The 24,401-nt window shown below is 71.9% G+C and carries 21 protein-coding genes and 1 pseudogene; 16 read left to right on the forward strand and 6 right to left on the reverse strand.

The features are described 5' to 3' along the window. The first annotated feature begins 2 nt into the window (after positions 1-2). The 6 genes from BMW88_RS02235 (at position 3) to BMW88_RS02260 (ending at position 6,837) form a co-directional block, all read left to right on the forward strand. Positions 3-1,802, forward strand: coding sequence for a glycoside hydrolase family 15 protein (locus BMW88_RS02235; protein ID WP_089948644.1), 1,800 nt, complete (start codon positions 3-5; stop codon positions 1,800-1,802). Positions 1,803-1,929: 127 nt separating this feature from the next. Beyond that, positions 1,930-2,523, forward strand: a complete 594-nt coding sequence (locus BMW88_RS02240; protein WP_089948645.1) for a DUF3558 domain-containing protein — start codon at positions 1,930-1,932, stop codon at positions 2,521-2,523. A 122-nt stretch (positions 2,524-2,645) separates the two neighbouring features. Then, positions 2,646-3,017, forward strand: coding sequence for a hypothetical protein (locus BMW88_RS02245; protein ID WP_089948647.1), 372 nt, complete (start codon positions 2,646-2,648; stop codon positions 3,015-3,017). 15 nt (positions 3,018-3,032) lie between these two features. Further along, entirely contained in the window at positions 3,033-4,322 is a 1,290-nt protein-coding gene (locus BMW88_RS02250) for a PPE domain-containing protein (protein WP_089948648.1), read from the forward strand. An 8-nt stretch (positions 4,323-4,330) separates the two neighbouring features. Next, entirely contained in the window at positions 4,331-5,149 is an 819-nt protein-coding gene (locus tag BMW88_RS02255; protein ID WP_089948649.1) for an ESX secretion-associated protein EspG, read from the forward strand. A 44-nt stretch (positions 5,150-5,193) separates the two neighbouring features. Next, a complete protein-coding gene (locus BMW88_RS02260; protein ID WP_089948650.1) occupies positions 5,194-6,837 on the forward strand; it encodes a glycosyl hydrolase family 28-related protein in 1,644 nt (547 codons plus the stop codon). Here the strand turns inward: BMW88_RS02260 and BMW88_RS02265 are convergent. Together BMW88_RS02265 and BMW88_RS02270 are read right to left on the reverse strand one after the other, a co-directional pair. After that, positions 6,832-9,072 (reverse strand): type VII secretion protein EccC, encoded by a 2,241-nt coding sequence (locus BMW88_RS02265; RefSeq protein ID WP_089948652.1) that lies wholly within the window; start codon positions 9,070-9,072, stop codon positions 6,832-6,834. The genes BMW88_RS02260 and BMW88_RS02265 overlap by 6 nt on opposite strands. Beyond that, a complete protein-coding gene (locus BMW88_RS02270) occupies positions 9,069-10,583 on the reverse strand; it encodes a type VII secretion protein EccC (RefSeq protein WP_089948654.1) in 1,515 nt (504 codons plus the stop codon). Before BMW88_RS02270 ends, BMW88_RS02265 begins: the two co-directional genes overlap by 4 nt. 58 nt (positions 10,584-10,641) lie before the next feature. On the opposite strand from BMW88_RS02270, the gene BMW88_RS02275 reads away from it, so the two are divergent. Then, entirely contained in the window at positions 10,642-11,019 is a 378-nt protein-coding gene (locus tag BMW88_RS02275) for a sterol carrier family protein (protein ID WP_089948655.1), read from the forward strand. Between the two features lie 135 nt (positions 11,020-11,154). Here BMW88_RS02275 and BMW88_RS02280 read toward each other — a convergent pair whose 3' ends face one another. Together BMW88_RS02280 and BMW88_RS02285 are read right to left on the reverse strand one after the other, a co-directional pair. Then, positions 11,155-13,125: an alpha/beta hydrolase gene (locus BMW88_RS02280; protein ID WP_089948657.1), complete on the reverse strand. Its 1,971-nt coding sequence runs from the start codon at positions 13,123-13,125 to the stop codon at positions 11,155-11,157. Then, a complete protein-coding gene (locus BMW88_RS02285; protein ID WP_089949429.1) occupies positions 13,122-13,445 on the reverse strand; it encodes a type VII secretion target in 324 nt (107 codons plus the stop codon). Before BMW88_RS02285 ends, BMW88_RS02280 begins: the two co-directional genes overlap by 4 nt. A 95-nt stretch (positions 13,446-13,540) precedes the next feature. On the opposite strand from BMW88_RS02285, the gene BMW88_RS02290 reads away from it, so the two are divergent. The 6 genes and pseudogenes from BMW88_RS02290 (at position 13,541) to arfB (ending at position 19,028) form a co-directional block, all read left to right on the forward strand. After that, positions 13,541-14,287: a maleylpyruvate isomerase N-terminal domain-containing protein gene (locus BMW88_RS02290; protein WP_245777518.1), complete on the forward strand. Its 747-nt coding sequence runs from the start codon at positions 13,541-13,543 to the stop codon at positions 14,285-14,287. Continuing rightward, positions 14,287-14,610, forward strand: a complete 324-nt coding sequence (locus BMW88_RS02295; RefSeq protein WP_089948658.1) for a hypothetical protein — start codon at positions 14,287-14,289, stop codon at positions 14,608-14,610. Before BMW88_RS02290 ends, BMW88_RS02295 begins: the two co-directional genes overlap by 1 nt. Positions 14,611-14,792: 182 nt before the next feature. Further along, a complete protein-coding gene (gene purF / locus BMW88_RS02300; protein ID WP_089948660.1) occupies positions 14,793-16,298 on the forward strand; it encodes an amidophosphoribosyltransferase in 1,506 nt (501 codons plus the stop codon). Positions 16,299-16,346: 48 nt separating this feature from the next. Then, a complete protein-coding gene (gene purM / locus BMW88_RS02305; RefSeq protein WP_089948661.1) occupies positions 16,347-17,408 on the forward strand; it encodes a phosphoribosylformylglycinamidine cyclo-ligase in 1,062 nt (353 codons plus the stop codon). Positions 17,409-17,461: 53 nt separating this feature from the next. Further along, positions 17,462-17,920 (forward strand): annotated as a pseudogene (locus tag BMW88_RS43070) (SigE family RNA polymerase sigma factor); the annotation flags it as partial. A 679-nt stretch (positions 17,921-18,599) separates the two neighbouring features. Beyond that, positions 18,600-19,028, forward strand: a complete 429-nt coding sequence (arfB, locus tag BMW88_RS02315; RefSeq protein WP_089948664.1) for an alternative ribosome rescue aminoacyl-tRNA hydrolase ArfB — start codon at positions 18,600-18,602, stop codon at positions 19,026-19,028. Here the strand turns inward: arfB and BMW88_RS02320 are convergent. Further along, positions 19,011-19,682 (reverse strand): response regulator, encoded by a 672-nt coding sequence (locus BMW88_RS02320; RefSeq protein WP_089949431.1) that lies wholly within the window; start codon positions 19,680-19,682, stop codon positions 19,011-19,013. The genes arfB and BMW88_RS02320 overlap by 18 nt on opposite strands. After that, positions 19,679-21,163 (reverse strand): ATP-binding protein, encoded by a 1,485-nt coding sequence (locus BMW88_RS02325; RefSeq protein ID WP_425434590.1) that lies wholly within the window; start codon positions 21,161-21,163, stop codon positions 19,679-19,681. The genes BMW88_RS02320 and BMW88_RS02325 overlap by 4 nt, the downstream gene beginning before the upstream one ends. Before the next feature lie 184 nt (positions 21,164-21,347). On the opposite strand from BMW88_RS02325, the gene BMW88_RS02330 reads away from it, so the two are divergent. From BMW88_RS02330 to BMW88_RS02340, 3 genes are read left to right on the forward strand one after another with little or no spacing between them, the layout of a single operon-like run. Then, entirely contained in the window at positions 21,348-22,316 is a 969-nt protein-coding gene (locus BMW88_RS02330; protein ID WP_089949432.1) for a Bug family tripartite tricarboxylate transporter substrate binding protein, read from the forward strand. Next, complete coding sequence (locus BMW88_RS02335) at positions 22,313-22,849, forward strand: tripartite tricarboxylate transporter TctB family protein (RefSeq protein ID WP_089948667.1); 537 nt, start codon at positions 22,313-22,315, stop codon at positions 22,847-22,849. The genes BMW88_RS02330 and BMW88_RS02335 overlap by 4 nt, the downstream gene beginning before the upstream one ends. Next, complete coding sequence (locus BMW88_RS02340) at positions 22,850-24,367, forward strand: tripartite tricarboxylate transporter permease (protein ID WP_089948669.1); 1,518 nt, start codon at positions 22,850-22,852, stop codon at positions 24,365-24,367. Positions 24,368-24,401: the final 34 nt, after the last annotated feature.

Consider the following 24,401-nt stretch of genomic DNA (forward strand, 5'->3'; position numbering starts at 1 on the left):
GCATGAAGCCCTTGGCGCTGGTCGTGCTCCTGCTGCTGATGATGACCCCGGTCGTTCGCGCCGCCGCCGACGTCGTCCCGCTGCCCGCCGACAAGCAGGCGTTCGGCACGGCCCGGTCCGCGGCGAGCCCCGTCTGGTTCACCCTGGGCCACCAGGGGCTCTCCGAGATCTTCCACCCCGACCTCAGCACACCCGCGACCCGGGAGACGCGGCTGCTGGTCGACGGCAAGCCCGGTCAGGCGCGCACCGAGCCCGCCGACGACCGGTCGCTCACGTTCCGGCAGCACCTGCGCGGCGACGGGTGGCGGGCCGAGATCACCTACGTGACCGATCCGCTGCGCGCGGCCGTGCTCGCCGACGTGCGGCTCACGGCTCAGCGCCCGGTCCGGTTGTCCATCGACCACGTGCCGATGAAGGGCGGCAGTTCGCTCGCGAGCACGTTGCCCACCGAACCGGTGCGACGCGCACACGGCACGTTCGCGGTCGGGTTCGGCGAGGGTGTCGCGCAAGCCGCGCTGGACCGCGGTTTCGACGTGGTGGCACGGGAGTACGCGCGGGGCTGGCACACCTACCTGGACGGCCTGAAGTGGCCGAAGTCCGCGGACCGGCGGCTCTACGACATGTCCGTGATGGTCCTGGCGGCGACCGAGGACAAGGCCAACGCCGGCGCGTCGATCGCGTCACCGAGCTTCCCGTGGGCCTTCGGGTTCGACCGCGAGCTGGCGCCGGAGCTCGGCCCGTACGCACTGGTGTGGCCGCGGGACCTCTACCACGTGTCCACGGCCATGATCGCCGCCGGCGACCGCGCGTTCGCCCAGCGGTCGCTGGACTTCATGCTGCGCGAGCAGCAGCAGCCGGACGGGCACCTGCCGCAGAACACCCGCGTCGACGGCACGCCGGTGTGGACCAAGGTGCAGCTCGACCAGACCGCGGCGCCGCTCCTGCTCGCCTGGCACCTGGACCAGCGTGACAAGTCCACTGTGGACGCTCTGCGCCGCTCGGCCGACTTCCTGCTCAGCTACCCGAACGCGCCGTTCAGCGAGCAGGAGCGGTGGGAGAACCAGGACGGCTACTCGCCCGCGACGATCGCCTCGGTCGTCGCCGGTCTCGTGTGCTTCGCGGACCTGGTGCAGCGCAACGGGGAGAACGCCGACCGCTACCTCGCCGCCGCCGACGCGTGGCAGCGGCAGGTGGAGGGCTGGACCGCGACGCGGACCGGGCCGTACGAGCCCAAGCCGTACTACCTGCGAGTCACCAAGGACGGGAAACCGGACCAGGGCACGAGGTACAACCTGGGCGACAACAACCCCACGGACATCGACCAGCGGGCCGTGGTCGACCCGAGCTTCCTGGAGCTGGTGCGGCTCGGCGTGAAGCGCGCCGACGACCCGGTCGTCCGCAACACCGTGCGGGTCGTGGACCGGCAGCTCAAGGAGCAGGGCTATTGGCACCGGTTCACGCAGGACGGGTACGGCGAGACGGCGGACGGCAGGCCGTGGAACATCAATTGGCCGACGCCGACCCGCACGTACGGGAGGCTCTGGCCGTTGCTCAGCGGTGAGCGCGGTGAGTACGAGCTGCTGGCGGGCGACAGGGCGAGTGCCGCCCAGCGCCTGCGCGAGATCGCCGCGACCGCGAACAGCGGTCTCATGCTGCCGGAGCAGGTGTGGAACGGCCGGGGGACCACCTCGGCCACCCCGCTCGCCTGGACCCACGCGCAGTACGTGCGCCTGGCGTGGTCGCTCGACCGCGGAACGCCGGTCGAGCGCCCCGCCGTGGTGGTGCGGCGCTACCTCGGCTGACGCGGAACCGGCTGGCGCGGAACCGGCTGGCGCGGAACCGGCTGGCGCGGAACCGGCTGGCGCGGAACCGCCCAATAGCCCGGCGGTCGCGGCCTTTCGCGCGCGGCGACCCGGTACGTTGGCCGGCATGCGTCGACTTGCCGTCCCGTTCCTGCTGGCAGCGGTCCTGACCGGGTGTTCTTCGACGGAGCGGGGAGCACCCTCCGCGGGTGGGAGGTCGAGCCAGGCGCCGGCGACCGGGACCTCCACCGGGTCCGCCCCGGTGGACCGCCCGAAGGCCGTCGACCTCGCCGCCCTCGACCCGTGCGCGCTGATCACGCCCGAGGTGAAGACCGCCCTCGGCATCCGGCTCGTGGCGCCGCGCGAGCCGCGGGCCGAGTACGGCGAAGGCAGCAAGACGTGCGGCAACAACTACGAGGACCGCACGTACTCCTCGTCGATCTACACGCTGCTCAACGGTGGCGTCGACCGGCTCAAGCAGACGGTCGGCGAGACCGAGCTCACCGCACGGCAGGCCGCGGGCTACCCGGCGTACGTCGACGGGCGCGAGTCCACCGGGGCCGGTCCGGCCTGCGATGTTTACGTCGACGCCCATGACGGGCAGTTGTTGCTGGTGACCGCGGTCGGCGGCTTCGGGGAGGACAAGGCCACAGTGGACGGGGCGTGCGCCGTGGCGCAGAAGCTCGCGGACGCCGTGGGCGGTGTCCTCGCGGCCGGGTGACGGATGAGCAGAACTACTCCCCTTCACCGGGAACCGGTCACCCGCGTCATGCATCAGAGTTAGAGTCGTTCCACAAGCACACGCGGCCCAACACCGGGGGGCCGTACTGAGGAGGGTGTGCCGTGCACATCGCGGACGGTGGGGGCAGCACTTCGTTGCCGCCGGAGTTCGGGCAGCGGAAGCTGAGGGTCGAGCCACACGCGATCCCGCAGGCCCGTGCCGCGTTCCAGCGCGCGCTCGACGAGTTCGACGCCAAGATCCAGCCGGCTGTGCACGACCTGCCGACGAGGCCGTGGGCTGGCGACCCGATCAGCAGCGAGACGTCGAAGGCGTTCAACGAGCAGACCTCGGAGAAGGCGCTCGCGGCGCTCAAGTTCTACCGCGCCCAGCTCGTCGGCGTGATCGACCAGCTGAAGCTGGTCGAGGAGCAGTACCGCCAGGTCGAGGGCGACAACGCGGCCATGTGGGGCAAGCACCTGCGGGACCAGGACTGAGAGGGGGCCTGACCGATGACCGAGCACCGCTTCCAGGGGTACGCGCACCCCGAGCTGTACAAGATGATCAACTCCGGTCCCGGCGTCGCCGCCTCCATCCCGGTGGAGCAGGGCTGGAAGCAGATCGCCGCGACGCTCGCCCAGATCGACGGCGACCTGCACGAGGGCCTCGCGAAGATGGGCGCGGACTGGGAGTCCGACGCCTCCGACACCGCGCAGGGCGCGTTGTCGCCGCTGGCCGAGTGGGCCGGTTTCGCCGAGTCCGGCGCGACCACGATGGAGAGCTCCGCGCGCCTGCAGGGCGAGTTCGTCGCCGAGGCGCGCAAGAAGATGCCCGAGGTCGTCCCGGTCACGACCGAGAAGCCCGGCATGATGGACATGGCGGTCGGCGCGCTGACCGGTCCGGTCGGCATGGCGCACGTCGTGGGCCAGCAGATGGACCACGAGCGGCAGGAGGCCGCGGCGGACAACGCCGCCGCCCAGGCCGTCAAGGTCATGGAGGACTACCAGTCCGACAGCCGCTGGAACTCCTCGACGCTCGGTGAGTTCCCGACGCCGCCGCAGGTCGTGATCGACACGCCGCCGCCCGCCGGCACGGGCACCGGCAGCGCGGGCCCCGGGTCCCACTCACCCACCGGGTACACGCCGTCCGGCAACGCGGGCAACACCGGCAACACCGGCACGACGAACCCGTCGTGGACGCCGCCGCCGGCCCAGACGACGCCCCCGCCGTCCTTCTCGACCTGGACGCCGCCCACCGACACCACGCACACGTCGTGGACGCAGCCCCCGTCGACGCCGCCGGTCCACACGCCGCCGACGAACCTCCCGCAGCCGATCCCGGCCCCGACGCCCACCCCGGCGCCGATGCCGCCCGGCGGCCCGGTCTTCACCCGGCCCACCACGAGCGGGCCCGGTGGCGGTTCCGGTGGCGGCCCCGGCTCCGGTGGCGCTCGCGGCGGTCAGCCGGGTGCCCCCGGCGGCAAGGCCTTCGGACCGATGTCCGGCTCGCTCGGCACGTCCGGCCAGGGCTCGGGGATGAAGCCCGGCGGCCTGCCCGGCATGTCCGGCCTGGGCTCCGGTCCCGACGCGCTGCGCGGCGGCATGGCCGGAGGCGCGGGCGCGGGCGCCGGCAAGGCCGGTGCCGCGGGTGCCGGCATGGGTGCCGGTGGCGCCCACGGCCGCAAGGGCGAGGGCGAGGACGACATCGAGCACAAGGCGGCCGACTACCTGGTCGAGACCGACGACGTGTTCGGCGACGAGCGCATGGTCGCGCCGCCGGTCATCGGCGGCTTCTCCGAGTGAGCACGTGAATGAGCCTGTTCGGCGGTCCGGCGGAGAGGGAGCCGATCACCCTGTCCGCCGAGGAGTTCGACGTGGTGTGGGAGCGGTTGGACGCCGGTCCCATGCCGCTCGTGCTGAAGGTTCCCTCGCCCGGTAAGACGCGCGACGAGCGCATGGCACTCGAGAACCGCGTCTACCGGCAGTTGGACCACCGCCGGCTGGGCAACTCGCGCGGGCTCTCCGCCGAGCTGGAGGGGCTCCTGCGCATGTTCGTCAAGCCGGAGCGGGAGGCGGACGGCCGCCTCTGGCTGGGCAGGAGCCTGCGCGTCCTCGCCGTCGCGAACGGCGACTGGGGCGCGCTGGCCACCCTGCGGGACGACCGGCTGACGTTCCAGCCGTGGGCGGGCTCCGGGCTCGCCTCCGCGGTGCTGTCCGTGCTGCCGGCGCACCCCGCCGGCACGGGTCTCTCGGTGACGCTGCCCAGCGCGGACATCGAGAAGGCGATCGCCCAGACCGACGGCTCGCCGAAGTCGATGGAGGCCGCCTTCCGCGGCGTCGGCCTGCGCGAGGACGACGCCAAGGCGCTGGTGAAGATGTTCACCGGGCTCGTGCACACCGGGAACTTCGGCGCCGCCGCCCGCGACAAGTACGGCAAGCGGTGCCGCCCCGAGCGCGTGGTCGCGTTCTTCGACACCGAGGAGGGCCGCTACCTGCAGCAACGCCGCGCCTCGAACGGTCAGCCGCCGTGGAGCACGTTCACGCCGACCGACGCCCGCCGGATGATGCACCAGGTGGACGAGCTGATCTCCGAAGCGGTGCGTTCCGCGAACGGCTCCGGTCTGGTTTGATCTGAGCACCGCCGCCGTGGCCAAGACCCCTTGGAGACGGCGATATGAACATCGACAGACGACGGTTCCTGCTGGCTACCGGGGCCGCGCTGGTCGGTACGCCCGCGTCGGCGGGGACTGCCTCGGCAGCGTCCCCCGCCGCGCTCTGGCAGGAGTTCGTGGCGAACCCCCACGACCACCCGCAGATCCCGAACGTGGCCTACGCCGGCCACCGGACCGGTGAGCGGCCGCCGCGGCGGCCCGTGCTGGCCAACGTCCTGCACTTCGGCGCCCGCCGCGACGGCTCGGCCGACGCGTCCGCCGCGATCAACGAGGCGATCGAGTTCGCCGGCCGTCTCGGTGGCGGCACGGTGTTCGTGCCGCCCGGCCGCTACCGGATCGACGACATCGTCCGCATCGGCTACGACAACGTGGTGCTGCGCGGCGCGGGCAGCGGGAAGACGACGTTGCACGCGACCCGGTCGCTGGAGGAGATCGTCGGCATCAACCGCAGCCGCTACGGCTCGGAGAACTCGGCGTGGAGCTGGTCCGGCGGCCTGGTGTGGGTCTGCCACCGCGACCGCTACCGGCCGCTGATCGACGCGATCAAGGCCCGCCGGTGGCCGTTCGAGGGCTGGACGGGCAACGAGCTGGAGGCCGGGGAGACGCTGACCGCGGTGTCCGGTTCCGCGGCACGGGGTTCGTTCGTGCTGACTGTCGAGAACGGACGGGAGCTGCGCGCCGGCCAGCGCGTGCTGCTGCGGCTGGACGACTCCGAGTTCTCGTTGCCGAAGCACATGTGCGGTGACATCCCGGGCACGGCGACCTACCGGTGGGACGACAAGGACAAGCTGCTGTCGTACTTCCCGTTCCTGTGGCCGGTGCGGGTCGAGTGGGTGCGCGGCGACAGGGTGAAGCTCGCGCAGCCGTTGCCGCTGGAGGTCCGCCCGGAGTGGAAGCCCCGCCTGACCACGACGGCCCCCGTGATCACCGGCGCCGGCGTCGAGGGCATCAAGATCGAGATGGTCAAGGTGCCTACCCCGAAACACCTGCAGGACAAGGGGTACAACGGGCTGGCGTTCCAGTGCGCGTGGGACTGCTGGGCCGACGACGTGCACGTCCACGACGTCGACAACGGCTTCCTCCTGGTGTCCTCCAAGGGGATCTCGCTGCTGAACACGCGGGTCTCCGGGCGGGGCCACCACCACGCCTACGCGACCCGCGAGCAGTCGCACGACAACCTGACCGACGGCTTCGTCATCGAGGCGCCGTCCGAGCCCTCGCAGGCGGGCGCGGGCAACCACGGCCTGAACGTGGAAGGCCTGTCCTGCGGCAACGTCTGGACGCGCGGCCGCATGGACCACGACGTCTTCGACACCCACCGCGGTCTGCCGTTCGGCAACGTCCGCACCGAGATCACCATCAACAACGTCGGCGCGCACGGCGGCAGCGCCAACGCGGGCCCGTTGTACGGCGCCCGTTTCGCGCACTGGAACGTCACCGTCACGAACCAGCGGGCCGGCAACGTCCGCATCGACGAGGTCGCCCCGTGCAGCGCCACCGTCGCGATCTCCGAGGTGCGCGACTTCGGCCAGATCGACAAGCCGGACTTCACCGGGCCGTTGAACTCCCGGCTGGAGCTCTACGGCACGACCGACGTGGCACCGCGCAACCTCTACGACGCGCAACGGAGGCTGCGCCGCTCATGAGGTGGCGATCCGCACCTGCTGCTTGAAGTAAGTGCAGAGGCCCGTTCCCGGTCGGTCGGGGAGGTGCGCCTGCCGGCGTGCGTCCACGATCGACCAGGACGGGTCCGCGAGCTTGAGCTCGACGCCCCACGCCAGGTCGTCCCGGATGAACTCGGGCACCTCCGCCCACGTGGAGGCGGTCACGACGACGTGCCGGGCGTCGGGGCGGCCGTACAGCGGGCCGTCCGCCAGGTGGAAACCGGTGGTGGAGCCGAAGGTCCTGGTGATCGACTCGGTCAGGGTCCGCAGCGCCGTCGTGCGGCCGGAGCCCGGTTTGCCGACGATCGCGCCGTGCCCGCCCTCGCCGAAGGCGGCGAAGAACACCTCGACCCGGTGCTCGAACGGGACGTCGCGCATCCCGAGAGGCACCGCGCGGTGCTCCGGTGAGATGGAGCCCAGCTCGTCGAGCGTCAGCGAGGGCCACTCGTGCAGCGGCGGTGGCAGCAACTGGTCGTGGAGGGGCTCGACCTTCTGCATCGCGCGCGGCAGCGACCGCGCCACCTCGCCGAGATCCGGTGGCAGCGCGAGGTTTTCGACCGATCTGCCGATGCGCCGGACCCAGCCTCCCGCGGTGAGCTCGAATCCATACCGGACGAACTCGCGCAGTTCGCCGGCCGGTGCCGTGTCGGACAGCAGCAGGTGCTGGCCGTAGGTGCGTCCCTCCCGTCCGAACGTCGTCAGGACGTCGACGAACTCCGGATGGGCTTCGAGCAGGCCGCGCACGCCGTCGACGCAGACGAGCAGTTCGGGCAACGGGTCGAGCGGGGCGCCCCGGGAGCGCGCTTCGCGGTAGTCCCAGGTGGTCCGGTGGTGACCGGCCGCGAGGATCCCGGTGCGCCGCTCGTGCTCGCCGCGCAGCGCCTCGGCGACCCGGCCGGCGATCGCGGGGCTCATGCCGCGGTACGACCCGTGCACGTGCGGTGCGTTGTCCAGCCCCGGGAACGCGCCGGTGCCGTGGAAGTCGACGAGCACGAGCTGGAGGTCGTCCGGTGAGTGCCACAGCATCTGGCCGAGCAGCACCGCGCGGTGGAGCTCTGCCCGGCGGCCGGCGGGTCCGAGCACCTCGCCGTGCGGTCCCATGCCGTCCTGGAGGCTGCTCGACTTGATGTCGATCCCGACCGGCTGGCCGTGCTCGTCCGTGCCGGCGGCGACGCGGAACTGCTCGCGGACCGGTCGCAGCCGCCAGGTCCGCTGCCGGTCGAAGCCGTCGGGAACCCCGTGCAGCGCCAGGAAACCGGGAACGGGCTCCGGTCGCCGCATCAGCTCGGGCAACGCGGCGGCCACGTCGTCGAGGTCCGCGGGCACGGTGCAGTCCGGAACCCGGTGGGGCGCGAGGTCGTGCGGGGCGTCGAGCAGGAGCTGCATGCCGGACTTGCCCGCGTCCTCGGCGACCCCCGCCAGGGTGGCGGCGAAACCGGGGTGCGCGGCGAGGATCTCCTCCAGGCCGGTGACGCAGACCAGCAGCTGCGGGAGCACCTGGTCGAAGCCGCGGTGGTCGAACACCGTCCACGTGATGCCGACGACGTCGAGGCGGCGTTGCGACTCGGCCAGCAGCATCTCGCTGATCTGCTCGGCCAGCGCCGGATCCGTCGCCACGCCCCGGTGGTGAGCGCGGACGTGCGGCGCCGAAGCCAGGCCGGCGAACGCGGCCGAGTCGTGCGCGTCGACGAGGACCGCTTGGAACAGCTTGGGCGAGTGCGTGGTCATCAGGCCCAGCACCAGGCTGCGGAAGGTCTCCGGGGTGGTCGTGTGGAGGTGCGAACCCGTCCGCCAGCGCCCGTCGGCGAGGTGGGTGAGCTCGACGACGGCGCGGTCGCCCCGCGGGCCGGCGCCGACCGGGACGCTCGACCAGTCGCCCTTCCACGCGGTGGCCTTGGTGAAGCCGCTCAGGCCGTGCAGCGCGAGGAAGCCCAAGCGCACGAACGACCGCAGGTGCTCCGGGACGTCGTTCGGCGCACCGGCGGTGATGACCACCTCGGTGTCGTGCGTCGAGGTGATCCACCTGATCGACTGGGCGAGACCGGGGTCGCTGCCGGCGCAGAGCCGCCAGTCGTCGACCAGCAGTGTCGCGCCGGGTTCAGCGCCGCGTTCGAACCACGCCAGCAGGTTCCGGCAGCGGCGCTGGTCGGCGGGGTCGAACGAGACCGCGACCTCGCCGGACGGGGAGCCGCGGCCGATGCGGTGGACCCGGTTCACGGGAGCGCGATCCGCACGGCTGTCTTGTCGCGCACCGACAGGCCGAGGCCGGGCCGGTGCGGCACGTGCGCCGCGCTGTGGGCGCTGACCAACGACGTGGCCGGGTCGTCCAGGCGCAGCTCGATGCCGAGCGCGAGGCTGTCCCTGATGAACGGCGGCACCTGGTCCCAGGTGCGCGCGGTGACGACGATGTGCCGCTGGGGGTCGAGCGGCTCGCCCGGCCCGTCGAGGAGCTGGAACCCGCTGAGGTCGCCCAGCGCGGCCGCGAGCGCGCGCAGCGCCGTCGACTTGCCGGTGCCGGGCGCGCCGACGATCGCCCCGTGCCGCAGCTCCGCGGTGAAGACGGGGACGAGGACGTCGCGGCGGTGCTCGTACGGCTTGTCCACCACGCCGATCGCGCCGGGCGGGAGCATGTCGAGCCTCAGCGCCGTGCCGTCGTCGCCGAGCGGTGGGAGCAGGATCTCGCGGGCGGTTCCGGCGCCGGCGGCGTGCGGCAGCAGCTCCAGCATCTCGACCAGGTCGTAGGTCGGTGTCGCGAGCGGCCACTCCGGCAGCTCGTACGGGGTCTGCGGCTCGCCGCCCGAGTACAGGACGTGGATGCCCAGCCCGCGACCGGCGCGCATCAGGGTGAGCAGGTGCTCGCGGAACCGCGGTTCCCTGTCGTAGAGGGCCTCCGGGCCGTCCACGCAGATCAGCAGGTCGGCGACCGGCTCCCGGCCGGCGGTCTCCCGGTAGTCGTCGAGGTTGCGGCACCGGCCGGCGTTGTGCACGAGCTCCTGGCGCCGGTGCAGCTCGCCCGCCAGCGCGTCCAGCAGCCGCGCCGGCAGCGCGTCGTCGGAGTCCGGCGTGACGGTGAGCGCGACCTGGGACGCGAACGCCAGCGGGTCGAAGATCCCGCTGCCGTTGCCGTCGATGAGCAGGTACTGCAGGCGCTGGGCCGGGTGCGTGGCCATCAGCCCGAGCAACGCGCTCTGCAACTGGTCGGGGCTGCCGCGGTGGACGGCGCTGCCGGTCTCCACCCGCAGGTGCACCGGCCAGCCCCGGTCGTCGACCCCGGCGGCCGCCACGAGGTCGTCCCGCTGCCACATGTCGCTGAGGTCGGCGTCGATGCCGTGCAGCGCGAGGAAGTCCGTCGGCTCGCCGTGCAGGTGCCCGCGCAGCCGGTCCGGCAGGTCCGCCCACTTCCGCGCCGTGACCACGACCTGCACGCCACGCGCGGGCCCGAACGCCGCGACCCACTCGACGGTCCGGTCCAGCTCCGGGTCCAGGTCGGAGCACAACGCCCAGTCGTCCACCAGCAGCACCGCCCCGGACGGCGCCCCGCGCTCGAACCAGTCGAGCAGGCTGCGGCAGCCCGACCGGTCGGCCGCGTCGAACGAGGCCGAGACGGGCAACGGGTCGGCGCCGCGGCCGATCCGGTACACGGCCATGCCCGGCGCGGCCTGCAGCGCCGCCGTCAACCGCTCCCTGGTCGCCTGCCAGGGACCGACGACGGCGAAGTTCCTGATCACCGTCCAGATATACCAACAGCGCCCTGGCCGCCGCTCGCCCTTCGCTAATGTGGGCGGCGTGCCAGCCAGAGCCGTCGACCCCGCCGAGGTGCGAGCCGCCGTCCAGGCCGTGCTCCCGTGGCTGCGAGGCGAGGCCGAGCAGCCCGAACGCCCCGTGCTGGCCGCCGCCGTCCGGCTGAGCCTGCGCACCCTGGAGCAGATCGCGCCGGGCCGCACCGTCGAGGTCCGCGTGCCGCCGTTCGCGGCCGTGCAGTGCGTCGAAGGCCCGCGCCACACCCGCGGCACGCCCCCGAACGTGGTGGAGACCGACGCCCGCACGTGGCTCGAACTGGCCACCGGCGACCTGGCCTGGCCCGACGCCGTGGACGGTGCCAGGGTCACGGCGTCGGGGACCAGGGCCGACCTCTCCCACCTGCTCCCGGTCGTGAGGTTCTAGCCGCACCGGGCTCCGGCCGCTGTGCGTGGCGGCAGGTGGTGCGGCCGGGCGCGGACCCGTGACCGGCTTCGCGACCACCACCGCACCCGTGAGCAGGCCGGCCCGCCGTCACCGGCGTACCGGCCAGGTGCGCGCCTAGAACCAGGAGCCGATCTTCTTCACCGCGCCGCCGACACCCTCGACGACGTCCCGCCCGACCTCCACCACGTTGCCCGCGGTGTCGACCACGACGTCGCCCGCGTCGCTCGCGACCTCCCTGGTCGTGTCCCAGGCGTGGCCGGCCGCGTCGCCCCAGTCGCCCCGCGAGATGTCGTCGACGACCTGGCCACCACCGCGCCAGAGGTCCTCGCCCATGTCGACGACCTCCTTGCCGGTGTTGACGCCCCAGTCGACGACGGGACCCACACCCGGCAGGTCCGACCCCGGCACCTCGCGCGGCGTGGGGGCGTCCTGCCACCGCTGCTCGCTGACGTCGCCGCCCTGGCCGTTGGCGATCTTGGCGAGGTTCGCGAGCGACTCGGAGTCCTTGTCGTAGTAGGCCGAGTGCGCGTGCCCGATGCCCGACTCGCCCGACGTGCCGAACGTCCGCGCGCCGAAGGAGGAGTCGTACGGACCGGTGGACGACCCGTCCTTGGTGAACCAGTCGCCGCTCGTCGCCTGGATGACCGGGTCGTGCTCCGTGCCGCCGACGTAGACGTGACCGCGTCCCGCCGTGAGCTGGTCCACGTTGGACGCGCCCACACCGGGCGAGCCGACGAACGCGATGTCGTCCGCCTTCAGGCCGTTGTCCATGGCGGAGTAGCCGACGACCGTGCTGCCGTAGCTGTGGCCGATCACCGTGACGTGGGCGTTCGGGTTGGCCGCGCGGTAGCCCTCGACGTCCTTCGCCAGGATCGCGCCGCCCTCGCGGGCCTGCGCGGGGTCGTTCACCTGACCGGGCAGGAACTCCGGCGCGTCGTAGCCGAGCCACTGGATCGCCGCACCGTTCTGCCCCATCTCGGCGCTGAGGTTCGCCGCCTGGTCGAGGCCGAAGCTGCTGAGCTTGGACGTGGTCCCCGGCACGCACACCGCGACGTTGTCCGCCGTGTCCGGGTTGCCGAAGGCGACGGCGATAGCGCCTTCCTTGGCGCCTGCGCCGTCCGGGCTCCACGCGAGCACGAAGGCCCGCTTGCCGCTCTCGTCGCTCAGGTCGGCAGCCGTCTCCAACGCGCCGAGCGCGTCGTCCGCGTTCTTCGCGCGACGTGCCGCTTCGTCGTACCGCGCCAGCAGCTCCGAACCCCTGGCGTCGTTGCGCAGGGCCCGCTGGCCTTCCGGCGAGTCCGGGTCGACGCCGAGTTCGCGTGCGCGATCGGCCAGCTCTTGCTTGAGCTGGTCCTTCTCCGCGGCGAACCGCGCCGCGTCCTCCGGGATCCGCTTGCGGTTCGCGTGGTCCAGCACCTCGGCCGGCAAGCCGCGGAGCTGGCCGAGCTCCTGGTACTTCGTGTTCTTGAGCGCTTCCTGCTGTTCCCGGCTGAGCGACTTCCACCAGTCGGCGACCGCCTTCGGATCGCTTCCCGGCGGCGGCACGGGAGGCAACGGCCCGGCGGCACCGGCGCGCTGGACGGCACGGCTCCACCCGCTGTCCGACCGCGCCGACTCCTCGAAGCCGGGCGGGATCCTGGTGAGGGCACCCGCGTACGTCCGGAGGACGTTCTCGTAACCGGACTTGACCTTGTTCAGCGCGTCGTTGACCTGGTTGGCGAGCGCACGGGTCTGCTGCTCGTCCATGCCGGGCGGGCGGCTGCGCCACACGCTGATCGCCTGGTCGGCGGCACCCCGCATCTGGCCGTAGGCGCGGGAAGCGGCCTGCACGACGTCGACGCCCGCACCGAGGCGTTCGCCCGCGGCCTTGGCGGCCGAGGCGGAGAGCCCGGCGCGCGCGGCGAACTTCGAGGCGGTGTCGCCGGTCCAGCCGCCGGCCGCGGTCCTGCCGCCCTTGGCGACGGACTCGCCCGCGCGGCCGACGGCGCTGATCGCACCGGTGATCGGGTCCGCGGCGGCGGCGATCCGGCCGGCGTCCCCCGCCGCCAGCCTGCCGTACAGGTGCTCCGGGTCCGGGTAGCTCACCGGCCGCCTCCCAGTCCCTGCATGAGCTTGGTCAGCGCGGACGCCTGGTCGTCGTCCGTGCGCTGGTAGTCGTCGGCGTTCGACACGAGGCCCTCGGCGGCGTCGGTGAGCCACGCGGAGCCGCGCCGGAGGTCCTGGGAGTGCGTGCCGGCGAACTTCGCCACCGCGTCCGCGAACTCGGCGGCGGCGTCGAGCTCGCCGAGCGCACCGGCGTCGAGCCTGAGCATCGAGATCATCTCCGCCGCCTCGAGCACCGCGTCGGAGCCGTTGCCGAACTCCTTGGACGCGGTGCGCAGCAGCTCTGGCTCAACGCCGAACATCGCCACCCCCGTGTTGGTCCTCGGTCACTGCGACGCAGACACATGATGGACGGTTCCCCACTCACGCGTAGGACGTTTCCGGCACGATGTCGGCCATGGTGCAGACGGGGTGGACGGCTCAGCGGTGGACCGCTGTGTTCATCGAGCAGGTGGAGATGTTCCGCAAGGCGGTGGCGGGCGCGGACCCGGCAGCCGACGTGCCCACGCGCCCTGGGTGGACCGTCCAGGACCTCGTCGTGCACCTCGCGCGCTTCCTGCAGACCTCCACCGCCTACCTGAGCACCGGCAGCCGCGCCGCGATGCCGCCGCCGCCCCCACCGGCCGGGCTGTCCCCGCTCGAGTACCTCGACCTCCAGGTGACCGAGGCGGCGGAGGTCCTCGCGGCCGTACCAGGGAACCGCCCCGTGTGGACGTTCTCACCGGCAGCGCCTGATCTGGCGTGGGTGTGGCACCGCCGGATCGCGCACGAGACGGTGCTGCGCCGCTTCGACGCGCAGACGGTCGTCCGCCAGGTCGTCGCCACGGACGCCGACCTGTGCGTGGACGGCATCGACGAGGTGCTGACCACGATCGTCGCGGCCAAGCTCGACGGTGACGTGCCCACCATGACGCCCGGCACCGCCGTGGTGCGGCCCACCGACGTCCCGGAGTCCTGGTTGATCTCCCTGGCGTCGGACGAGGCGCCGGAGATCCGTGCGGCCGCACCGGGCGAAGAGGGCGACGCGCAGGTGACCGGTGAGGCCGAGCTCGTCTACTTCTGGCTCTGGAACCGGATGAACCTCAAGGAGATGACGGGCGATCAGCGCGTGCTGGACGTCCTCCAGGTCGGGCGGGGGCACTGATGCGCAAGCTCGCCGCGGCACTGCTCGGTTGCCTGCTGCTCGCCGGGTGCGCGGCGAGCTGGCAGGCGCGGGAGGTGCGGTACGAGATCGTGTCGTTCGACGACAGCACCCCGACCGAGATCTTCAAGCTCGAGCTGGTGGGCGATGCCCCGAAGGGTGCGCTGGACCCGGCCGGGCTGGCCAGGCTGTCCAACACGAAGAGCGACATCACCGGTGGGGCCGGTGTCGGCGACGAGGTCCTCTGCCTGGTCGAGCAGGAGAAGGGCAGCGCGTTCGGCAACTCGAACGTCGTGACCCGCGTGAAGACCTGCAAGAAGGCGTGACGGGCCCCACCCGGTCCCGTCCCGCGGCGGCGGTACGCGGTGCCGGGAGGCCCGATCCGGCCGTTCCTGCGGCCGAACGCATGAGCTTCGTCACCTCACCAGGGGTTCGGAGGGGGTATATCACCTGGTGCTCCACATACACTCGGGTGGCAGCCAGCCCCACTCGTTAGGGAGCCAACTCGGTGGTCGCAGACCATTCCCAGCCCGAACAGGAACCCCGTGAGGAGTGCGGCGTCTTCGGCGTCTGGGCTCCCGGTGAGGACGTCTCCAAGCTGACCTACTACGGGCTCTACGCCCTGCAGCACCGCGGCCAGGAGGCGGCGGGCATCTCCGTCGGCGACGGGGCGCAGGTCGTCGTCTTCAAGGACCTCGGGCTCGTCAGCCAGGTCTTCGACGAGCAGGTCCTGCAGAGCCTCAAGGGCCACGTGGCCGTCGGGCACTGCCGCTACTCCACCACCGGGTCCACGACCTGGGAGAACGCGCAGCCGACGTTCCGGACCACCGCCGCCGGGTCGGGCCTGAGCCTCGGGCACAACGGCAACCTGGTGAACACCGCCGAGCTGCTGGAGAAGGCCAAGTCGCTCGGGATCGTCGAGCGCAACGGCGCCACCACCGACTCGGACATCCTCTGCGGCCTGCTCGCGCACGCGGCGGCCGACAAGGGCATCGAGCAGGCCGCGCTGGAGCTGCTGCCGACGGTGAAGGGCGCGTACTGCCTGACCTTCTCCGACGAGAGCACCCTCTACGCGGCACGTGACCCGCACGGCGTGCGCCCGCTGGTGCTGGGACGCCTCGAACGGGGCTGGGTCGTGGCCAGCGAGACCGCGGCGCTCGACATCGTCGGCGCGAGCTTCGTGCGCGAGGTCGAGCCGGGTGAGCTGATCGCGATCGACGAGGACGGCCTGCGGTCGACCCGGTTCGCGACCCCCGAGCCCAAGGGCTGCATCTTCGAGTACGTCTACCTGGCCAGGCCGGACACGACGATCTCCGGCCGCGGCGTCCACGCGACGCGCGTCGAGATCGGCCGCCGCCTGGCCAAGGAACACCCGGTCGAGGCCGACCTGGTGATCCCGGTGCCGGAGTCCGGCACGCCGGCCGCGATCGGCTACGCGCAGGCCAGCGGCATCCCGTACGGGTCGGGCCTGGTCAAGAACGCCTACGTCGGCCGGACGTTCATCCAGCCGTCGCAGACGATCCGCCAGCTCGGCATCCGGCTGAAGCTCAACCCGCTGCGCGACGTCATCCGCGGCAAGCGGCTGGTCGTCGTGGACGACTCGATCGTGCGCGGCAACACCCAGCGCGCGCTCGTCCGCATGCTGCGCGAGGCCGGCGCGCTCGAGGTGCACGTGCGGATCGCGTCGCCGCCGGTCAAGTGGCCGTGCTTCTACGGCATCGACTTCGCCTCGCGGGCGGAGCTCATCGCGAACGGCCTGGACGACGACGGCATCCGCCGGTCGGTCGGCGCCGACTCGCTCGGGTACGTGTCGCTCGAGCAGCTCATCGCGGCGACCGAGCAGCCCAAGACGCGGCTGTGCTCGGCGTGCTTCGACGGCGAGTACCCGATCGAGCTGCCGCAGGACGCGCTCATCGGCAAGCACCTGCTCGAGGGCCTCAAGGGCGTCTCGGGCTCGGCCGCTCCCGTTCTGCCGAACGGCTATGGTGCCGAAGACGCACTGCGACGTCCCTGATTTCTGGGCACGTCCCCGAGCACCCGGATCCAAGTGGAAGAAGTTGACGTGACCGACAGCGCCAAGGCCACCTACGCCGCCGCCGGAGTCAGTATCACCGCAGGTGACGAGGCGGTGGAGAAGCTCAAGCCGTGGGCGGCCAAGGCGCACCGGCCCGAGGTGCTCGGCGGTATCGGTGGCTTCGCCGGCCTCTTCCAGCTCAAGCTCGACCGCTGGAAGGAGCCGGTCCTGGCGTCGTCCACGGACGGCGTCGGCACCAAGATCGCGGTCGCGCAGGCGCTGGACAAGCACGACACCGTCGGCATCGACCTGGTCGCCATGATCGTGGACGACCTGGTCGTGTGCGGCGCGGAGCCGCTGTTCGTGCAGGACTACATCGCGGTCGGCAGGGTCGTCCCGGACAAGATCGCGGCGCTGGTCAAGGGCATCGCCGAGGGCTGCGTCCAGGCCGGCTGCGCGCTGCTCGGCGGCGAGACGGCCGAGCACCCCGGCCTGATGGGCGACGACGACTACGACATCTCCGGCACCGGCGTCGGCGTGGTCGAGCAGTCCAAGCTGCTCGGTCCCGACCGCGTCCGCGACGGCGACGTCGTGATCGCCATGGGCTCGTCCGGCCTGCACTCCAACGGCTACTCGCTCGCGAGGCACGTGCTGCTGGAGATCGCGCGGATGCCGCTCGAGGGCCACGTCGAGGAGTTCGGCCGCACCCTCGGCGAGGAGCTGCTGGAGCCGACCAAGATCTACGCCAAGGACTGCCTCGCGCTGATCGCCGAGACGGAGGTCCGCGGGTTCTCGCACGTCACCGGTGGTGGCCTCGCCGCCAACCTGGCCCGCGTGCTGCCCGACGGCCTGCACGCGAGGCTCGACCGCGGCACCTGGACGCCCGCGCCGGTCTTCCAGCTCATCGCCCAGCGCGGCCGCGTCGAGCGCGACGAGATGGAGAAGGCGTTCAACATGGGCGTCGGCATGGTCGCCGTCGTGGCGCCCGAGGACGTCGACCGCGCGCTGGCCGTGCTGACGGCCCGCCACGTCCCGGCGTGGGTGCTCGGCGAGATCACCAAGTCGGAGGAGGGCGGCGCCGCCCTCGTCGGCGACCACCCGCGCTTCTGAGGCAACCTCCCGAGGCGGTCGCCGCGTAGTAAGCGGCGACCGAGGAGGGGGACTTGGACCGCGACCGCGAGTTCGGGGAGTTCGTCGACGCACGCGCTCTCGTCATGCGCCGCACGGCATACCTGCTGTGCGGCGACTGGCACCGCGCCGAAGACATCGTCCAGTCCGCGTTGATCAAGCTGTACGTGGCCTGGTCGCGCGTGCGCAAGGACAGCGTGGACGCCTACGCGCGCAAAGTGCTGGTGCGCACCGCCATCGACGAGACCCGGCGCGGGTTCTTCCAGCGCGAACGCATCGTCGACGCCGTGCCCGAACGCGCCGTCACGGACTCGGCCTCCGACCTCGACCTGCGCCAGGCGCTCGACGCCCTGCCACCGGGGCAACGCGCCGTCGTCGTGCTGCGGTACTGGGAGGACCTGAGCGTCACCGAGACCGCCCGCATCCTCGGCAGGACGGAGGGCACGGTGAAGAGCCAGGCGGCCAAGGGGCTGGCGGCGTTGCGCGAGCTGCTGGAGGACGAGCCGAAGCTGCGGATCTACCGCTCCGAGGTCATCCGCAAGGGCAAGACGAAGCTCGCCCGCAGGCGGGCCGCCATCGCGACGGCCGTGGCGTTCGTGCTGCTGGCCGGGGCGGGCATGGGCGGATACCTCGTCGCGGTGCCGCACGAGGCAGCGGCGCCGGCGATGTCGGACTCAGGTGGCGCGTTCGACCGCAACGCCGAGTTGACCGCAATCCTGCGTGAGGCGGACATCGTGCCCTCGGGTGTCACCGCGGGGGACGTGGGTGGGGTCAAGGCGCTGACCTTCTACTCGGACGGCGAGGACGCCCGGCGCGCGATGGCGCGGCTCACCGACTCCAAGGGCACGGGCGGGCTCACGATCGAACTCCTCCGGGGGAAGACCTACGAAACCAGCTGTGACCTGGTCTCGGGCGACTTCTGCCAGTTCGACCGCGTGAACGGCATCGCGGTCGTGACCTACCGCGAGCGCAGGGACGGCACGGTCATGTGGGTGGCGGAGGCGAGCCGGTCGGACCACAGCGCCATCCGCGTGGTGAGCGATCAGTTCGGCGCGTACGACCCCGGCCAGCCCGGCAGCGGCACCCGGGCCACGCGGCCGGAACCGGTCCTCGGCCGCGAGGCGCTGATAAAGATCGCGACGCTGCCGGGACTGACCTACTAGCCTTCGAGGTGTGGACGACGTGACCGTGACGAGGACGCTGGTGATACCGGCGTCCGAGTTGCGCGAGCGCTTCTCCAGGTCGGGTGGGCCGGGCGGGCAGGGCGTGAACACGGCGGACAGCCGGGTGGAGCTCTCGTTCGACGTGGCTGCCTCGCCGTCGATCCCCGCGCACCTCAAGAGCCGCATGCTCGACCGGTTGCAGAACCGGCTGGTCGACGGCGTCCTCACGATCGCCGCGTCCGAGCACCGCGCGCAGTTGCAGAACCGCGCCGCCGCACGGGAACGCCTCGCCGCGGTCCTGAGGGCCGCGGCAGCGCCGCCACCGCCGGTGCGCAGGCCCACGAAACCCAGCCGTGGAGCCAAAGAACGCCGCATCGCCGAGAAGAAACGACGCGGCGACACCAAACGCGGCCGTGGCCGGTCAGGCTCCTGGGACTAGGGCGTAGATCCGTTCGGGCCGTCCGGTCCCGCCGTACCGCAACCGGACCTCAGCGCGTCCCGCCGACACGAAGTGCTCCAGGTACCTGCGCGCACTGACCCTGGCCACGCCGGTCGACGAGGCGCACTCCGACGCCGAGAGCCCGTCCGGGTGCGACCGCAGCGCGCTCTCCACGAGTCGCGCGGTCTCCGGCGTCAACCCCTTGGGCAGCAACGGTTTCGAGGTCGGCCGAGCACCGAACACCTGGTCCACGTCGGCTTGCGCGGCCGTGCGCAGGCCGTGCAGCTTCTCCCGCAACGACGCGAAGTGCGCGAGCTGGTCGCGCAGGGCGGAGTAGTCGAACGGCTTGATCAGGTAGTGCAGGACGCCACCGCGCATCGCGCCGCGCACGGTGTCGACGTCGGTCGCGGCGGTGATCACGATGACGTCCACCTCCTCGTTGGCGCGCAACGACTTCAGCACTTCCAGCCCGCTCTGGTCCGGCAGGTAGACGTCGAGCAGCACGAGGTCGGGTTTCAGCGAGGCCACCAGCCGCAGGGCGTCCGCGCCGTTGTGCGCGACGCCGACGACCTCGAAACCGTCCGTGCGCGCGACGTAGCCGCTGTGGACCTTGGCCACCATGAAGTCGTCGTCGACGACCAGCACCCGGATCACCAGGGCAGCCTTGCCGTGAAGACCGAACCCGACACGCTCACCGAGCCCCCGCGCCGCAGGCACGCCCGTCGGATGAGCGCGAGCCCGATGCCGCGTTCACCGTGTGATGCCGCCTTGGTCGTGAACCCGTGCCGGAACACCTCCTCCACGAGTTCCGGCGCCACTCCCGGGCCGGAGTCGCGCACCACGACCTGGACCTCGTCGTCCACCTGCATCACACCCACCTCGATCCACTTGCCGGCTCCGCCGGGGGCGCCGAGCGAGCTCAGCGCGTCCAGCGCGTTGTCGACGAGATTTCCCAGCACCATCACCAGGTCCGCGGACAACGCGTCGTCGACGCGGCCCAGCGCGCTGTCCGGGGCGAGCCGCAGCCGCGTGCCGCGTTCGGCCGCGAGGGACGCCTTGGCGATCAGCAGCGCCGCCACGGCGGGGTCGCCGATCGACGAGCTCACCTCGGTCCGCCACTGGTCCTGCGCCGAGCTGAGCTGGTGGATGTAGTTGGTGACCTCGTCGTACTCCTTCAGGGCGATCAGCCCGGCGATCGTGTGCAGCCGGTTCGCGAACTCGTGCGCCTGCGCCCGCAGCGTGTCCGTCGCGTGCTGCGAGGCGTCGAGCTCGTGTTGCAGCGCGAGGAGTTCCGTGCGGTCCCGCAGCGTCACGACCGCGCCGGCGCCGTCGATCGGCATGCGGTTCAACGTGAGCACGACACCCTGCCGCAGCACGAGCTGGTCGACGCCCGTCGCCCGGCCGGTCAGCACGTCGCGCAGCCGGTCGTTGAGCTCCAGCTCCTCGACCGAGCGGCCGACGGCGTTCTCCGGCAACGCCAGCAGGTCGCTCGCGTGGTCGTTGACCAGCGTGATCCGGTTCTGCCCGTCGAGGCCGACGACGCCCTCCCGGATGCCGTGCAGCAACGCCTCGCGGTTCTCTACCAGCGCGGTGATCTCGTGCGGTTCCAGCCCGAGCGTCTGGTTCTTCACCCGCCGGGCCAGCAGCAACGAGCCGGTGACGCCGATGAGCAGCGCGATGGCCAGGTAGCGCAGGACGTCGACGGGCTGCTCCAGCGCGCCCGCGAAGATCCCCGGCTCCTCGGCGCCCGCGATCACCATCCCGTTGACCCGGCGGCTCACCGGGTCGAACACCGGGACGTGCGCCTCGATCGAGTCGCCGGTCGTCCCCGTCCAGGCCCTGCCCTCCAGCGCCGTGGTCCGGGTGTCCGCGGTGGTCCCGATCTGGGCGGGGTCCGGCGAGGCGATCACGAGCCCGCGGGCGTCGAGGATCAGCACGTACGAGGCGCCGGACAGGCTGCGGGCCGTCTCCGCGGGCGCGGACAGCTCCCGCCAGTTGCCCATCCGCTCCTGCACCAGCGAGTTGGCCGCCACGGTCTCCGCGACGGACAGCATCCGGCGTTCCTCGTTGGAGCGAAAGTTGTTGCCCGTCTGGACGACTGTCAGCGCGCCCACTGCGCACAGTAGCAACGTCACGACTAGGAGTTGCCAGGCGAGGAGCTGACTGGCCAGGGAACGGCGATGGCGCACGACACCTCCCGTGACCAGAAAGACCGAAAGAACCCTTAGAAGCGCAAGAGCGACATCAAGGTTTACACGAGTGCAACATGTCCAACCACGCGGACGAGAGGCGGGGATCACAGTGTCGGTGAAGGTGTGGGTGTCGGTGGCGACGGCGTTGCTCGCCGTCCTGCTGGTGCCACCGCTGCTGACGCCGGGTGCGGACAGCGGTGAGAGCGGCCAGGTGCGCTCGTTGCGGGTGCTGGTGCCGAACGCGCCCGGCGGTGGCTACGACATCACCGCCCGCACGGCGGCCAAGGCCATGGAGGACGCCGACCTGTTGCGCAACGCCGAGGTGTTCAACCTCCCCGGCGCCGGTGGCACGGTCGGCCTCGGCCGCACGGTCGGCGAGCGCGGCAACGGCAAGCTGATCATGTCGATGGGCCTGGGCGTCGTCGGCGCGGTGTACACGAACAAGTCGCCCAGCTCGCTGCTCGACACCACCCCGATCGCGAAGCTGATCGAGGAACCGGACATCGTCGTGGTCGGCAAGGACTCGCCGTACACGTCGATGCAGCAGCTCGTGGACGCGTGGAAGGCGAACCCCGGCACCGTGACCGTCGGCGGCGGCTCGGCTCCGGGCGGACCGGACCACCTGGCGCCGATGCTGATCGCCAAGGCCGTGGGACTGCCGCCCAAGACGGTCAACTACATCCCGTTCGACGGCGGTGGCGAGCTGCTGGCGTCCGTGCTGGGCGGCAAGGTCGCGTTCGGCGTCTCCGGCGTCGGCGAGTACCGCGACCAGATCCAGGCCGGCACGTTGCGGGTGCTCGCGGTGACGAGCGGGGACCGCATCCCCGGCATCGACGCGCCGACGCTGCGGCAGTCCGGTGTGGACGTCGAGTTCACCAACTGGCGCGGCATCGTCGCGCCGCCGGGCATCTCCGACACCGACCGCGCCAAGCTGGTCGAGGTGTTCACGCGGCTGCAGAAGACGCCGCAGTGGGCAGAAGCGTTGCAGCGCAACGGCTGGACCGACGCCTTCGCGCCGGGGGACGAGTTCAGGACCTTCCTGGAGAACGAGAACAAGCGGGTGGCAACGGTGCTGAAGGACTTGGGGCTGGCATGACGACCGACACGGCAAGGGAGCCGGAGGCGGGGCGGGAGCCGCGAGGCTGGTTCCGCGAACACTCCGAACTGGGCATCTGCGCGGTGCTGGTCGTGCTCGGCCTGCTGGTGCTGACCGACGCGCTGCGCATCCCCACCGACTTCGCCCAGCGCGGCCCGGTCGGCCCGAAGGCGGTGCCGGTCCTGGTCGGTTCGCTGCTGCTGGTCGTCGCGGTGCTGCTCGCCCGCGACGTGCTGCGCGGCGGCCGCGGCGAGGCGGAGACCGGCGAGGACGTCGACCTGTCCGCACCGGCCGACTGGCGCACGGTGCTGCTGCTGTGCGGCGCGTTCCTCGCGAACGCCGCGCTGATCGGCGTGGTCGGGTTCCCGATCTCCGGCGCGATCCTGTTCTGGGGCGCGGCCTACGCGCTCGGCAGCAGGGCCTACGTCCGCGACCCGCTGATCGCCGCCGGCCTGTCGGTCCTGACCTTCGCGGTGTTCAACAACCTGCTCGGCGTCCCGCTCCCCGGTGGCCCGTTGATGGAGGTGTTCTAGGTGGAACAACTGCTCGACGGCTTCGCGACCGCGCTGACGCCGACCCACCTGCTGTTCGCCGCGATCGGCGTGCTGCTCGGCACCGCGATCGGCGTCCTGCCGGGCATCGGCCCGGCGATGGCGGTGGCACTGCTGCTGCCCGTCACCTACGGCATGGAGCCGACCGGCGCGTTCATCATGTTCGCGGGCATCTACTACGGCGGCATGTTCGGCGGCTCGACCACGTCGATCCTGCTGAACACGCCGGGTGAGAGCGCCGCCGTCGTCACCGCGTTCGAAGGCAATCCCATGGCCCGCAGGGGACGTGGGGCGCAAGCGCTTGCCGCCGCCGCCATCGGCCACTTCATCGGCGGGATCATCGGCACGATCCTCATCGTGCTGCTGGCGCCGTTCGTGGCGAAGCACGCCGTCGACATCGGCGCGCCCGACCTGTTCGCGATCATGGTGCTGGCGTTCATCGCGGTGACGTCCGTGCTGGGCGCCTCGCGGATCCGCGGCGTGGCGTCGCTGCTCATCGGTCTGACCCTGGGCCTGGTCGGCCTGGACGAGATGACCGGCCAGCAGCGCCTCACGTTCGGCTCGCTGCACCTGGCCGACGGCATCGACGTGATCGTCGTCGCGGTGGCGCTGTTCGCGGTGGGCGAGGCCCTGTGGGTGGCGGCCCACCTGCGCCGCAAGCCGTTCACGCCGATCCCGGTCGGCCGTCCGTGGCTCTCGCGCGGCGACCTGAAGCGCACCTGGAAGCCGTGGCTGCGCGGCCCGGTGATCGGCTTCCCGTTCGGCGCGATCCCGGCCGGCGGCGCGGAGATCCCCACCTTCCTGTCGTACGTGGCGGAGAAGCGGCTCTCCCGGCACAGGGACGAGTTCGGCAAGGGCGCGATCGAGGGCGTCGCGGGCCCGGAGTCGACGGCCTCCGCCTCGGCCGCGGGCACCCTGGTCACGATGCTGACGCTGGGCCTGCCGACCACCGCGGTCGCGGCCGTGATGCTCGCCGCGTTCCAGACGTACGGCATCCAGCCCGGTCCGCTGCTCTTCCAGCGCGAAGCCGGCCTGGTGTGGGCGTTGATCGCGTCGCTGTTCATCGGCCTGACGCTGCTGCTGGTGCTGAACCTCCCGCTGGCGCCGTTGTGGGCGAAGCTGCTGCGCATCCCGCGGCCGTACCTGTACGCGGGCATCCTGTTCTTCGCCTCCGTCGGTGCCTACGCGGTGAACGCGGACATCTTCGACCTGCTGCTGATGTTCGTGATCGGCGTGCTGGGCTTCGGCATGCGCCGCTACGGCCTGCCGGTGCTGCCCGCGATCATCGGCGTGATCCTCGGCCCGGCCGCGGAACAGCAGATGCGCCGCTCGCTGCAGCTCTCCGACGGCTCGCTGACCGGCCTGGTGAACAGCCCGATGGCGGTCATCGTCTACGTGGTCGTCCTGGTGATCGTGTTCTTCCCGCTGATCAGGAAGTTCCTGCCGAAGCCGGCGCCGCCCGCCGCTCCCGCGCGGGACCGGGAGGAGATCGACGCCTGACCGCGGCACAGGAGGCCCCCGCCCGGCACCCGAG

Source organism: Lentzea xinjiangensis, assembly GCF_900110955.1.
Lineage (GTDB): Bacteria > Actinomycetota > Actinomycetes > Mycobacteriales > Pseudonocardiaceae > Lentzea > Lentzea xinjiangensis.